15 protein-coding genes are annotated in these 12609 nt (G+C 35.0%); 1 reads left to right on the top strand and 14 read right to left on the bottom strand.

Annotation, left to right across the window (positions count from 1 at the left end; all coding sequences use genetic code 11):
• The first annotated feature begins 171 nt into the window (after positions 1-171).
• The gene (locus tag GMD78_RS02290; protein WP_090866981.1) at positions 172-261 is read left to right on the top strand and encodes a YjcZ family sporulation protein; all 90 of its coding nucleotides are present in this window, start codon (positions 172-174) and stop codon (positions 259-261) included.
• 87 nt (positions 262-348) lie between these two features.
• Here GMD78_RS02290 and GMD78_RS02285 read toward each other — a convergent pair whose 3' ends face one another.
• The 14 genes from GMD78_RS02285 to deoB form a co-directional block, all read right to left on the bottom strand.
• A complete protein-coding gene (locus tag GMD78_RS02285) occupies positions 349-723 on the bottom strand; it encodes a GNAT family N-acetyltransferase (RefSeq protein ID WP_155666723.1) in 375 nt (124 codons plus the stop codon).
• A gap of 282 nt (positions 724-1005) precedes the next feature.
• The gene (locus GMD78_RS02280; protein ID WP_155666721.1) at positions 1006-1461 is read right to left on the bottom strand and encodes a site-2 protease family protein; all 456 of its coding nucleotides are present in this window, start codon (positions 1459-1461) and stop codon (positions 1006-1008) included.
• Positions 1462-1486: 25 nt separating this feature from the next.
• Positions 1487-1924 carry a peptidylprolyl isomerase gene (locus tag GMD78_RS02275; protein ID WP_155666719.1) on the bottom strand — a complete coding sequence of 146 codons (438 nt, stop codon included), beginning with the start codon at positions 1922-1924 and terminating at the stop codon, positions 1487-1489.
• A 100-nt stretch (positions 1925-2024) separates the two neighbouring features.
• Positions 2025-3332 carry a diaminopimelate decarboxylase gene (gene lysA, locus GMD78_RS02270; RefSeq protein ID WP_155666717.1) on the bottom strand — a complete coding sequence of 436 codons (1308 nt, stop codon included), beginning with the start codon at positions 3330-3332 and terminating at the stop codon, positions 2025-2027.
• 232 nt (positions 3333-3564) lie between these two features.
• Positions 3565-5037: a spore germination protein gene (locus GMD78_RS02265; RefSeq protein ID WP_155666715.1), complete on the bottom strand. Its 1473-nt coding sequence runs from the start codon at positions 5035-5037 to the stop codon at positions 3565-3567.
• A gap of 39 nt (positions 5038-5076) precedes the next feature.
• On the bottom strand, positions 5077-5505 hold the full coding sequence (locus GMD78_RS02260) for a stage V sporulation protein AB (RefSeq protein WP_155666713.1): 429 nt from the start codon (positions 5503-5505) through the stop codon (positions 5077-5079).
• Positions 5483-6100, bottom strand: coding sequence for a stage V sporulation protein AA (locus GMD78_RS02255; protein WP_343042064.1), 618 nt, complete (start codon positions 6098-6100; stop codon positions 5483-5485). Before GMD78_RS02255 ends, GMD78_RS02260 begins: the two co-directional genes overlap by 23 nt.
• Positions 6101-6193: 93 nt before the next feature.
• Complete coding sequence (gene sigF, locus GMD78_RS02250; RefSeq protein ID WP_155666711.1) at positions 6194-6949, bottom strand: RNA polymerase sporulation sigma factor SigF; 756 nt, start codon at positions 6947-6949, stop codon at positions 6194-6196.
• Between the two features lie 12 nt (positions 6950-6961).
• The gene (spoIIAB, locus tag GMD78_RS02245) at positions 6962-7402 is read right to left on the bottom strand and encodes an anti-sigma F factor (protein WP_155666709.1); all 441 of its coding nucleotides are present in this window, start codon (positions 7400-7402) and stop codon (positions 6962-6964) included.
• Positions 7399-7752, bottom strand: a complete 354-nt coding sequence (gene spoIIAA / locus GMD78_RS02240) for an anti-sigma F factor antagonist (RefSeq protein WP_155666707.1) — start codon at positions 7750-7752, stop codon at positions 7399-7401. Before spoIIAA ends, spoIIAB begins: the two co-directional genes overlap by 4 nt.
• A 104-nt stretch (positions 7753-7856) precedes the next feature.
• A complete protein-coding gene (locus GMD78_RS02235) occupies positions 7857-9041 on the bottom strand; it encodes a D-alanyl-D-alanine carboxypeptidase family protein (RefSeq protein WP_155666705.1) in 1185 nt (394 codons plus the stop codon).
• Between the two features lie 191 nt (positions 9042-9232).
• The gene (locus GMD78_RS02230; RefSeq protein WP_155666703.1) at positions 9233-10537 is read right to left on the bottom strand and encodes a pyrimidine-nucleoside phosphorylase; all 1305 of its coding nucleotides are present in this window, start codon (positions 10535-10537) and stop codon (positions 9233-9235) included.
• An 18-nt stretch (positions 10538-10555) separates the two neighbouring features.
• Positions 10556-11377, bottom strand: coding sequence for a purine-nucleoside phosphorylase (locus GMD78_RS02225; protein ID WP_155666701.1), 822 nt, complete (start codon positions 11375-11377; stop codon positions 10556-10558).
• 18 nt (positions 11378-11395) lie between these two features.
• On the bottom strand, positions 11396-12574 hold the full coding sequence (gene deoB, locus GMD78_RS02220; protein WP_155666699.1) for a phosphopentomutase: 1179 nt from the start codon (positions 12572-12574) through the stop codon (positions 11396-11398).
• Positions 12575-12609 lie beyond the last annotated feature (35 nt).

Genomic DNA, 12609 nt, shown 5'->3' with positions numbered 1-12609 from the left:
TTGCATTTATGCAGCATAAGAAAGCTTAGACTTGCTTAGTAAAAAAATGATAAAAAAATTATCTTGTGTCATAAACGCCTATACACGATTTTAATTTTGACATAAGTTATTAACGAAAGATAAATGTTACCACAAAACATTTATCGGAAGAAAAAAAGGAGGAATTTAATCATGGGTGCAACTTATGGTTATGGTGGAGGCTTTGCGTTAATCGTAGTATTATTCATTCTTTTAATTATCGTTGGTGCTGCTTGGTTATAAGATAGTTAGATACAGTAGCTACGATTACAAAATGGCCATAAAAAGTAGAACAAAAATCAGCCCTATCCATATAGGGCTGGTTTTTGTTTACGGGTTTTCACTCTGATTTGTCTGTTCTCCACATTTATTGAAAAATTGTTCGGTCATATCGTCTCCGCAAACAGAATATTTACCTTCATAAATCTTTGTTGCTTCGTTTACCATTTTTTTACCGATACCTAAATTACGGTGTGATGGATTAACAGAAATATGCTGAATAACTGCAGTTATTTCATCTTCAATTCTAACTCCGATAGCACCTAGTACGTCATCTACTTCCTTCCAAAGGTAAAGATGCCAATCTGGATTAGTCTCGTATTCTTTTATCGTTTGTTGCAATTTCTTTACATCTTTTTCTTCCGGCATAAAAGACAGTAAACCCATTGCAATCTTTTCTAAATTCTTTTTATATCGTATCAACATAGATATCCCTCATTAAAAACTTATCTATCATAGAATATGTAACACAAACTCATTACGACACAACTGTAAGAGATTGTATATATATTTATGCCTTATTCTGTCCTATTTGTCAAACATGATTTTTTTACAGAACAATAAAAAACCAATAAACAAATCCCCATACCATACCAATGGTTAATAAGGTTAAAAATAAAATAAGATTTTTCTTTTTTTGTTTATTCAAGCATAATCATCCTTAATAAGTATAAACTAATTAACTTTAAAACATACGTTTTATTTACATTATTCATTTTTAAAAAGCTGTTTAAATATAATATACCCGTCTGATTCCTTGTTGTTTACTTTAAACGGAACCATATTAACAGTAGCTATCCAACCGTTTAAAAGCATTAATAGGAAAAAATACGAGTTTTCATGGACAAAGTTATGTAAGCCAGTAAATAGAATAAAGGATAGAATATTAAATAATGGACCACAAAACGTAATAAAAGCAACTTCCAATGAATTATAGGGTTTACTTCGTTCACTTTTTGTTAGTCCGGTTAGTAAAAAGCTGGGCTGAAATGAAATACGTATGTTGTCTTTACTGAAGGTATATGCATTTTTCCCTGTACCAATAGACAAGGTGATTTGGTCGGCCTTTACTATTGTGGCACCGACCAAATGACCTAATTCATGAATTATAGTACTAAACGGAGCAGCAATTAAAAATAAGTATAATAATAAGTAAATATCCATTTATTTACCTCAAATACTATTCATTTTACTCAGAAATTACTTTAACTTCCTTCATCATATCTCCATTTTTCATAGCCTTAACATGTTCCATGCCTGATGTAACCTGTCCAAACACGGTATGAACACCATCTAAATGTGGCTGTGGTTCATGAACAATAAAAAACTGACAGCTTCCTGTATCTTTTCCAGCATGAGCCATAGACAAACTACCTTCTACATGTCTATGAGGGTTGCCGTCTGTTTCACAGTTGATTGTGTATCCAGCTGAGCCTGTTCCATTTCCAACTGGACATCCACCCTGGCTAACAAACCCATCTATTACACGGTGGAAAGTTAACCCATCATAAAAGTCATCATTCGCAAGTTTTTCAAAATTTGCTACCGTATTCGGTGCTTCATTTGGATAAAGCTCAAATTCAATTTTATTTCCATTTTCCATTTCAAAATAACCTTTTTTTGTCATCTTTTTCAATCTCCTAACTAATTGTGTTCTAATAAGTTTACATTTATTTCATGTTATCATGGATGATTTAAATTTTAAAGACGGAAGTCAAATAGAATAATTACTCATAGGATAAATCGTTTCTTAAAATATCCTTATACGTCTCGCGTTTAACAATAAGCTTATCTACTTCATCTTCAACAAACACAACCGCTGCTTTGGAAAAACGATTATAATTATTTGCCATTGAATAACCATAAGCACCAGTTGAGAATACAGCAAGGATATCTCCATGATCAATTTCTGGAGTGGCCAAATCCCAAATAAGCATATCCCCAGATTCACAGCACTTTCCTGCAACAGATACTTCCTTTGTATTTGGTAGTCCCGCTTTATTAGCTATAACCCCATGATATTTCGCTTGATATAGTGCAGGTCGTAAATTATCAGTCATTCCACCATCCACCGCAATATAATTACGTACCCCGGGAATTTCCTTTGTCGAGCCAACTGTATACAATGTTATTCCAGCATTTCCAACAATAGATCTTCCAGGTTCAATCCAAATTTCAGGCATAGGCATGTTTAATTTTTGTATATGGAAAGTTATCGAGTTAACTAATTCTTCAACATATAGGTTTAATGGTATTGGAGAGTCTTCATTCGTATATTTAATTCCAAAGCCTCCACCAAAATTTAATACTTCTGGTGTATAGTTATATTGATTTTTCCATTCAGCTAATTCCTTAAATAAGATATCAACAGCCTTTATAAAACGGTCAGTTTCAAAGATTTGTGATCCGATATGGCAATGTAAGCCTTTAAAACGAATTCGATCATGATTTTGTAATTGTTGAAATGCTTTTTCTGCTTGACCATTGTGCATGTTAAAGCCAAATTTAGAGTCTTCATTTCCCGTCATAATATATTGATGTGTTTTGGAATTGATCCCTGGGGTAACACGTATCAATACATCGATTTCTTTGTTATGCTCAGCTAATAACTTCTCTAATAAATCAATTTCATAGAAGTTATCGACTACAATACACCCAATATCATTTTTGATTGCCAATGCTAGCTCATCAATACTTTTATTATTACCATGTAAATGGATCTTACCTGCAGGGATACCTGCTTGTAATGCGGTATACAGCTCACCTTCAGAAACAACGTCAACCGATAATCCTTCCTGTTTCATGACCTGTAAAATAGCAATAGAAGAAAATGCTTTACTAGCATAGGCTACCTGCGCACGCACTCCTAGTTCTTGAAACGTTTGGACAAATGCTCGGCAATTTTCACGAATCATAGAAACATCATAAACATATAGAGGTGTTCCATATTTTTCGGCTAACTCAATAGTATCCAATCCACCAATTTCTAAATGGCCTTTTTCATTAATTTGAAAAGGATGATCATCTATTTTCATTTCTTTAATCCTCCATCTTGTTAAAAACTTTCATTTATGAATTAACTATTACTAGTAAATACTCTATTCCCAATTATACAAGGGAAAAATGAAACTTTTTAAAGCATGCAAAATTTCTCGCATATTGTCTAAATCATACATACTTTATCATAACAAATAAGAAAACAAAAGAAAAAACCCCGTTTAATCACACTTGAACGAGGTTTTCGGTATAATATTTTCGGTGATTTCATTATTTATTAGCTGGTTGACGATAATTATTTTTCGGATGAACAATGCTTGGCCTGCTGTTTGTAAATGGTACTGGAACTCGAAATAGAATGTTAAATAATGCTGTGGCATTGAAGGGAATGAACGGCCATAAATATGGTGTCCTTATGGAACGTATACTTGCTAAGAACAAGATAAATACTGTAAAGCTAATGATGAAGCCTATTAGGCCAAATACTGCAGTGGCAATTACTAAAAATAGGTTGGCAATTTTATTAGCAACACTTAATTCATAACTTGGAGTAACATAAGAACCAATTGCACTTATTGAAATATATAAAATCACCTCGGGGCTGAACATTCCAACATCAATTGCTATTTGTCCAATCAAAACTGCAGCAATTAAACCCATAGCTGTTGATAATGCTGTAGGCGTATGAATTGCTGCCATCCTTAAGAACTCAATTCCAATCACGCCTAATATGATTTGAATTACTACTGGAACGTTTCCTTCTTCATTTGGCCCGATAAATGATAATGCCTTCGGTAATAAACTCGGATCCATAACAAACAAAAGCCATAATGGTAATAAAAACAAAGATGCAAAAATTGCCAAGAATCTAGTCCACCGAATAAACGTCCCTATCATTGGTACTTGTCGATGTTCCTCTGCATGTTGTACATGATGGAAATAAGTGGTTGGTAAAATAATGACACTCGGCGATGTATCAACCATTATTAATACATGACCTTCTAATAAATGGCTTGCAGCAACGTCAGGCCTTTCGGTATATCGCACTAATGGAAATGGATTCCAGTTGCGTTCCACGATATATTCTTCCAGTGTCTTTTCGGCCATTGAAATACCGTCGATTTCAATATCATTAATCTTATCTTTTATTAACTGAACAAGCCCTTCATCTGCAATATCCTTTACATAACTTATACAAACATCCGTCTTGGACCTTTCTCCAACTTTTAACATTTCATGTCGTAATCGTGTATCACGAATTCGACGTCTAGTTAAAGCGGTATTTTCCACAATGTTTTCTGTGAACCCGTCCCGAGAGCCACGTACTACCCTCTCTGTATCCGGTTCTTCGGGTGATCTACCTGGATAACTTCTTGTATCGATTACTTTCGCATAGCGTTCCCCATCAATAAATACAACGATAAGTCCTGATAAGATTTGATCTACTGCTTCATCCATAGTTTTAACTGTCTCTACTTGTTGATGGATGAGTCTATTTTCAATAATTTCTGGAACTTTTCGTTTATTAGTTTCGTGATCATTCATATTGACAAGTTCTTTAATCAATTCCTGAACAATCAAGCTATCAACTAACCCTGTAAGATAATATAATTGAATTCTCTTTTTTAATATAGTTACTTCTCGATAGCCAACGTCATAAGAGGTTTCGACGCCAACTCTTTCTTTCATATATGCCAATGTATCATCGATCTTCGCAGATATTGGACTTTTACTCAAATTCATTCACTCCAATTGTTCATACATTTTTGATACTGTATCCAGTTATTTTACTAGGACAAGCCATTGGAATAGTGATCCTGCTATTTTCCCAAAAACTACTGCCATTAATAACCATAATAAATACTGCTCAAGCCCAATCCGTTTTGTTATAATTGGGAAGACATTTAATACCTCAGTAAGAGCAGCAGCCAGCATACCGTTAAAAATCCCGTGAAATAATCCCCAAATAACAAGAAGGATGATCGGTTGATTCCATGATACCCCTGTAAACGACAAATAAGTCCCAAAGATGGAACCTCCTATTACACACCCAATTAATACCTTGATTAAATGATTCCCTTTCGCAATCTGAATTAATCTTGGAATAATCCCCAAGACGGTTAAAAAGGCAACAAACCCACTACCGACTGCAAGCCCTCCCGCAAACCCTATTAAAATTTGAATTATATTAACGAGTATGGTCTGGATCATTTAGCTTATTCTCATGATGACTAATATATTGATCGAGGGCTTGCTGGTAATTAAATATTTCCACTTCTAGAGGACTGGGTTCTTCATTAAAGCGTTTGTTAAACCAATGGTTAAAAAATAACAACATTCCTAATCCAAGTCCAATGGAGTATGGGATCTGTATCCATAATGGATACTCATTTTCTTCTCCAGTTAGTAAGAAATGTAGTTTTTGTTGGACTTCCTGCATGCTTACATCATAATGAAAGTTCATAATAGTCATCGCAGTGCCTATAAACAGTAGAATCCAAACGACACTAGCAATGAGTGTAGAAGGTAGTTTTTTTCTCCTATAGATTCTTACAATTGTATGAGTAGGTCCAATTAACTGAATTTCCAAGTTTGGATATAAGCGATTTAAGTGATCTATTACTAAAAAACTATCTATTACAACTAAGTCTTGGTCTTTTTCAGTTATACGATAAATTCGTGCATTTTCTAATTCTCTCTTTCGTTTAGATTGCGTTGTAATGAAGGCGATATGTTTTAACTGAAGCTCTTGCATACGGTCTAATTCAAGATTTTTTTTCATTCTTAAATAAACAATTTCAGCCACAGCGTATTCCACCTTTTCCCGTTCGATACTAATTAGTATCTGTAGAAAAGGAATAATTATAATAAAAAAATCACCACTCAATGTGGTGATTTTTTACATATCCATCTTATCCTTCATTTCATATAATATTTTCTTTTCTAATCGAGATACTTGGACTTGTGAAATACCTAACCTTTCAGCAACTTCCGATTGGGTTTTATCCTTGTAGTACCTCAAATACAATATTAATCTTTCTCTTTCATTTAAACCTCTAATTGCTTCCTGTAACGATAGCTTGTCAAACCAATTAGAGTCTTGATCGGCTATTTGATCCAGAAGCGTTATTGGATCCCCATCATTTTCAAATACTGTTTCATGAATAGAATGTGGAGCTTTTGCTGCCTCTTGAGCATGTACCACTTCCTCTGGTGTTATCTCTAGTGCTTCTGCTATTTCATTAACAGTTGGTGAGCGTCCATTTTGTTTGGTTAGTTCGTCTTTTTTCTTACGAATTTTATTTCCTATTTCCTTTAATGATCGACTTACTTTGACACTACCATCGTCACGTAAAAATCGTTGAATTTCACCAATGATCATTGGTACCGCATAGGTTGAAAATCGTACATCATAGGAAAGATCGAACTTATCAATAGATTTAATTAAGCCAATGCTTCCTATTTGGAAAAGGTCATCTGGGTCATACCCTCTATTCATAAATCGTTGAACAACAGACCAAACTAATCGAATATTTTTTTCAACTAGTATATCTCTCGCATGCTTATCACCTTGTTGACTTCTAGCAATATATTCTTTGACTTGCTCGTCTGTTAAGGATTCTTTCTGCTTATCATGCTTTACGTTTACATCCATAAGCAGCACATCCTAATTATAAACCGTTTTACTTTTAGTTAACTGCTTCTTCATATGAACGGTAGTACCCTGTTCTGGCTTTGATATAACTTCTACAGAATCCATAAAGTTTTCAATGATGGTAAAACCCATACCAGACCTTTCCAAATCAGGTTTAGACGTGTATAACGGTTGTCGAGCTTCATCAACATTTTCAATTCCTATTCCATAATCCCTAATTGTAATTTCAACTTCACCATCATAAAGTACACATGAAATAGATATTTTATGATTTGGCTCATTATTATAGCCATGAATAATGGCATTCGTTACCGCTTCAGATACTACTGTTTTAATTTCAGTTAATTCATCCATTGTTGGATCCAATTGTGTTACAAATGCTGCAACAGTTACTCTTGCGAATGATTCGTTTTGACTTACACTTGAAAACTCAATAGACATTTCATTTTTCATGAAGCCACCCCCAATGTTTCTAAAGCAAATTCCTCGCTCTCCTCTAAACGAACGATCTTAAACAGACCAGACATTTCAAACAAACGTTTGATTGAAGGAGGAACTTCGCATACAACCATTTCGCCTCCCAGTTGTAGAACTTCCTTATACCTTCCTAAAACGACACCTAAACCTGAACTGTCCATGAAGGAGACAGCTTCTAGATTTAAAATTACATGCTTAACTGAATTGGTATACATTGTTTCTTTCCATTTTTCTCGTAAGCTTTCAGATTCATGGTGATCTATTTCACCAGCTAATCGAACAATCAGCACATCTTCTCTTACGTCAAAAGTGTAACTTAAGCCCATTTATTTTCCTCCTTACAATTCCTTGTAAGTACTGATTCTTGATAATATGGGCAAATTCCTGCCTCTTGACAAAACTAGAAGAATTTCGTGGTATTCATTTCAAATCACCGATGTTTCGACAAGCTTTCTAAAGATCTCTTAAATAATGTCATAAATGATGCTCGATCAATATCTTTTTCAACAATTAACGGTGTCTCAGATAATATTTTATCCTCATTTTTGACAGTTAAGGTGCCAACCTGATCACCTTTTTTTAACGGTGCTTCTAAATCACTTTCTAAGTCCACAGTCGTAGTTATGTTTTCTACTGACTCACCTTTTTTGAAGATCGTACTTATCGATTGTGAAGCTACAATTTCAATATTTTTTTGTTCAGCCTTTAACAGTTGTAAGCTTGTGATTAATTCACCTTTATCAAATAATTTCTTGGTATCGTACGTATTAAAGGCATAATCTAACATCTTGGATACAGTTGCATTACGCTCTTTTGGTGAATCTACACCCATAACCACAGCGATAACACGCATATCATTTTTCTTTGCTGTTGCAGTTAAACAATATTTTGCATCATTTGTAAATCCTGTTTTTAATCCATCTACCCCAGGATAGAAACGAACTAATTTATTTGTGTTAACAAGCCAAAATTCATCCTTTTGACCTTTTCGTAAATAATCTTCATAGATCGATGTATACTCTGTAATCGATTCGTATTTCAAAAGTTCTTTTGCAATAACTGCCATATCATGGGAAGTACTATAGTGATCATCTGCTGGTAATCCCGTTACATTTTGAAATTTCGTATTCTTTAATTTTAGTTCTTTTACTTTTTGGTTCATTCTTTCGACAAATGCTTCTTCACTTCCTGCAATTCTTTCTGCTAATGCAACACTAGCATCATTTCCAGAAGCGATGGCAATGCCTTTTAGCAAGTCATTAACTGACATTTCTTCTCCAGCCTCTAAAAATATCTGCGAACCACCCATAGAAGCTGCGTTTTCACTAATTCTTATAACTTCATCTTTTTTCAAATTTCCTTTTTCAAACTCTTCCATAATTAATAAAAGAGTCATTACCTTCGTCATACTAGCGGGTGGCAATTTTTCGTTTGCATTTTTGTCATAAAGTATCTTGCCGGTATCCCGCTCCATTAATATAGCTGACTTAGCATCTGGTGCAAGATTTAAAGAGTCCTTACTCTCCGCTTCCTTATTTTCCTCAGCATAAACGGAAAGATTGATGAAAGACATCGCCAAAAATAAAACACTTATCATTAGAGCATATTTTTTCATACTTATACCTCCAGCAATCAATATAATTTTAGGATTGCCATGATACGTGTATTTTATAACAAAATATATGGAGAAAACTTGGCTTCAGCATACCTTTAAAGCAAAGCCATTAGTTCCACTTAGTACTGGGTAGAAATATTTCTTAGATACAATCAAAAAAAGCACATGAAGATTCATGTGCTTTATTACCATTACCCTGTGATTACATCATAAATTAGCGATGGAGCTTTTACCACTTCTTCTGTTATTTGTATACTTTCATATAACTTATTCATGACCGTATCCAAGTCATCGTTATTTGCATGAATAGTTAACAACGGCTCATCTTTTTCAACTTTATCGCCAATTTTCTTATGTAAAACTATTCCAACGGATAGGTCTATTTTCGATTCCTTCGTTGCCCTACCTGCTCCTAACATCATAGCAGCTGTACCAATTTGATCGGCTATAATAGAAGCTACTGTTCCAGATTGCTTAGCTGGTAAGCTTACTTGAACCGATGCTTTCGGTAGCAAGGAAGGGTCATCTGCAACACTAGTGTCTCCACCTTGAGAAGCAAGAAATAGTTTAAATTGCTCAAATGCTTTTCCATTGTGTAAATTTTCTTCCAATCTAGCTTTTGCTTCCTCTAGGCTATTCGCTTTATTTCCTACAACAGCCATCTGACTTCCTAGCGTTAGGCATAATTCGGTTAAATCTCTTGGACCTTTTCCTTGCAATGTATCAATCGCTTCTTTAACTTCTAGTGAGTTTCCAATTGCATTTCCTAATGGCTGGCTCATATCTGATATAACTGCCATTGTTTTTCGACCAACATGATTTCCAATAGAAACCATAGCTTTAGCAAGCTCTTTTGCATCGTCAAACTTTTTCATAAATGCGCCAGCACCTGTTTTAACGTCTAATACGATCGCATCAGCACCAGCAGCTATTTTTTTACTCATGATAGAGCTAGCTATAAGTGGGATCGAATTCACCGTTGCGGTTACATCCCTAAGACTATATAACTTTTTATCAGCAGGAGTTAAATTACCTGACTGTCCAATAACGGCCACTTTATTTTTGTTAACAAGATCAATAAATTCATCATTTGTTATTTCAACATGAAATCCAGGAACAGATTCTAATTTATCAATCGTTCCACCAGTATGACCAAGTCCTCTACCACTCATTTTTGCTACAGGGACTCCTAAAGATGCAACTAAAGGAGCTAGTATCAATGTTGTTGTGTCACCCACACCACCTGTAGAGTGTTTATCAACCTTAATTCCAGCAATAGCAGATAAATCAATTTGATCCCCTGACTCCACCATCGCTGTTGTTAATGTAGCTCTTTCTTTTTCGGTCATGTCTTGAAAGTAGATTGCCATCATTAGTGCACTTACTTGATAATCAGGAATTTCTCCTTTTGTATAACCATCTATAAAAAATGTAATCTCTTCCTCGGTTAATTCTTTTCCATCACGTTTTTTTTCAATGATGTCGTACATTCTCATGGGTATCACTCTCTTTTTTTAGTTTGGTAAGGTACTTATTATTTTCTTAACAAAGCGTAAAAAGTCTTCTCTTACTTTTTCAGTTGTTTCAATTACTTCATGATGCGTTAAAGGCTGGTCCAATATTCCTGCTGCCATATTAGAAATACATGAAATACCTAAAACGCGTATCCCCGCATGTCCAGCTACAACTACTTCAGGAACCGTAGACATACCAACCGCATCACCACCTAGCGTTCGTAACATTCTTACTTCAGCTGGTGTTTCATATACAGGACCTGTGTTCCCAACATATACCCCTTGTCGAATCGTCAGCCCTAGTTCTTTAGCACACTGGGAAGCATGTTGTACATATTCTGGATCATATACTTTAGACATGTCTGGGAATCGTGCACCAAGCTCTTCATTATTTGGTCCAATCAATGGATTGGTTCCCATATTATTAATATGATCGGTGATTACCATTAAATCTCCAGGTTCAAACCCTTCATTTATTCCTCCTGCAGCATTCGTTACGATAATCGACTCAATTCCTAAGTCCTTCATTACTCTTACTGGAAAGGTCACTTGTTGCATTGTGTAGCCTTCATAAAAATGAAATCTACCTTGCATTGCTATGACTTGCTTCCCTTCTAACGTTCCAATAACAAGCTGTCCTTTATGACCTGAAACAGTTGATTCAGGAAAATGCGGGATATCTGAATACGGAATTGTTGTTTGATTCTCTATTTCATCCCCTAAAACGCCCAACCCAGACCCAAGGATTAATCCTATTGTTGGTTTATGTGCTAATTTTTCTTGAATATAATTACTTGCTTCCTTAATTAAAGTTTGATCCATGTTTTGGTCACCTTCCTATTATTTAATTTCATTTAAAAAGCTTCTTCCGAACTCCGGTAGATCAACATTAAAGTTCTCAGCTACTGTCGCTCCAATGTCAGCAAATGTTTCTCTTAATGGTAGTTTCTTACCTTCCGTTATTCCTGTGTGATAAACAACTAAAGGAACGTATTCACGAGTGTGATCTGTACCATGATGAACTGGATCATTACCATGATCTGCAGTAATAATTAAGAGGTCATTCTCCTGAAGTTTATCTAAAACCTCTGGTAATCTTTTATCAAAGTTCTCTAACGCCTTGCCATAGCCTTGTGGGTCCCGGCGATGACCATATTTTGCATCAAAATCAACTAGGTTTAAAAAACTAATTCCATTAAAATTTTTATCCATTGATTCCACTAGCTTGGTCATGCCATCATCGTTATCTACTGTACGAATAGCCTTTGTCACACCCTCACCGTCATAAATATCTGATATTTTACCTATGGCAACAACATCATAATTTTGATCTTTTAAGGTATTCATCACTGTTCGACCAAAAGGCTTTAACGCATAATCATGTCGATTAGATGTTCGTTCAAACTCACCAGGCTTACCAATAAACGGTCTAGCGATTACACGTCCAACCATATATTTTTCATCTAATGTTATTTCCCTAGCAATTTCACAAATACGGTATTGCTCCTCGATCGGTATAATTTCCTCATGTGCAGCAATTTGTAATACGGAATCTGCAGATGTATATACAATAAGTGCACCAGTATCCATATGCTCTTTTCCTAATTCATCTAGAATAGCAGTACCGGAAGCAGGCTTATTTCCTATTATTTTTCTACCGGTTTTTTCCTCTAGTTCCTGAATAAGCTCTTTAGGAAATCCATCTGGAAACGTTCGGAATGGCTGTTCTATATGAAGACCCATAATTTCCCAATGTCCTGTCATTGTATCCTTCCCATTTGAAGCTTCCTGCATTTTCGTAAAGTGTGCCATTGGCTTTTCGGCTTTCTGAATCCCTTTAATTTCTCTTATATTACTAAGCCCTAATTTTCCCATGTTTGGCATTTCTAAGCCATTCATATGATCAGCAATATGCCCTAACGTATCAGCACCTTTATCGTTGAATTTTTCGGCATCAGGTGCTTCTCCAATCCCTACAGAATCCATTACAATTAGAAAAATTCGATCAAAGTTTTTCATTTTTAATACCTCCTGTTGATTATATTGTCTAATAT

Source organism: Ornithinibacillus caprae (assembly GCF_009728145.1).
GTDB classification, from domain to species: domain Bacteria; phylum Bacillota; class Bacilli; order Bacillales; family Amphibacillaceae; genus Ornithinibacillus; species Ornithinibacillus caprae.
Note: the sequence above shows the minus strand (reverse complement) of the source record. Positions and strands in the feature narration are given on the sequence as shown.

What these genes read in the sequence shown, in the direction of transcription:
- GMD78_RS02290 (WP_090866981.1), top strand. Translation starts at nt 172, where the DNA reads ATGGGTGCAACTTATGGTTATGGTGGAGGCTTTGCGTTAATCGTAGTA.
- GMD78_RS02285 (WP_155666723.1), bottom strand. Translation starts at nt 723, where the DNA reads ATGTTGATACGATATAAAAAGAATTTAGAAAAGATTGCAATGGGTTTA.
- GMD78_RS02280 (WP_155666721.1), bottom strand. Translation starts at nt 1,461, where the DNA reads ATGGATATTTACTTATTATTATACTTATTTTTAATTGCTGCTCCGTTT.
- GMD78_RS02275 (WP_155666719.1), bottom strand. Translation starts at nt 1,924, where the DNA reads ATGACAAAAAAAGGTTATTTTGAAATGGAAAATGGAAATAAAATTGAA.
- lysA (WP_155666717.1), bottom strand. Translation starts at nt 3,332, where the DNA reads ATGAAAATAGATGATCATCCTTTTCAAATTAATGAAAAAGGCCATTTA.
- GMD78_RS02265 (WP_155666715.1), bottom strand. Translation starts at nt 5,037, where the DNA reads ATGAATTTGAGTAAAAGTCCAATATCTGCGAAGATCGATGATACATTG.
- GMD78_RS02260 (WP_155666713.1), bottom strand. Translation starts at nt 5,505, where the DNA reads ATGATCCAGACCATACTCGTTAATATAATTCAAATTTTAATAGGGTTT.
- sigF (WP_155666711.1), bottom strand. Translation starts at nt 6,949, where the DNA reads ATGGATGTAAACGTAAAGCATGATAAGCAGAAAGAATCCTTAACAGAC.
- spoIIAB (WP_155666709.1), bottom strand. Translation starts at nt 7,402, where the DNA reads ATGAAAAATGAAATGTCTATTGAGTTTTCAAGTGTAAGTCAAAACGAA.
- spoIIAA (WP_155666707.1), bottom strand. Translation starts at nt 7,752, where the DNA reads ATGGGCTTAAGTTACACTTTTGACGTAAGAGAAGATGTGCTGATTGTT.
- GMD78_RS02235 (WP_155666705.1), bottom strand. Translation starts at nt 9,041, where the DNA reads ATGAAAAAATATGCTCTAATGATAAGTGTTTTATTTTTGGCGATGTCT.
- GMD78_RS02230 (WP_155666703.1), bottom strand. Translation starts at nt 10,537, where the DNA reads ATGAGAATGTACGACATCATTGAAAAAAAACGTGATGGAAAAGAATTA.
- GMD78_RS02225 (WP_155666701.1), bottom strand. Translation starts at nt 11,377, where the DNA reads ATGGATCAAACTTTAATTAAGGAAGCAAGTAATTATATTCAAGAAAAA.
- deoB (WP_155666699.1), bottom strand. Translation starts at nt 12,574, where the DNA reads ATGAAAAACTTTGATCGAATTTTTCTAATTGTAATGGATTCTGTAGGG.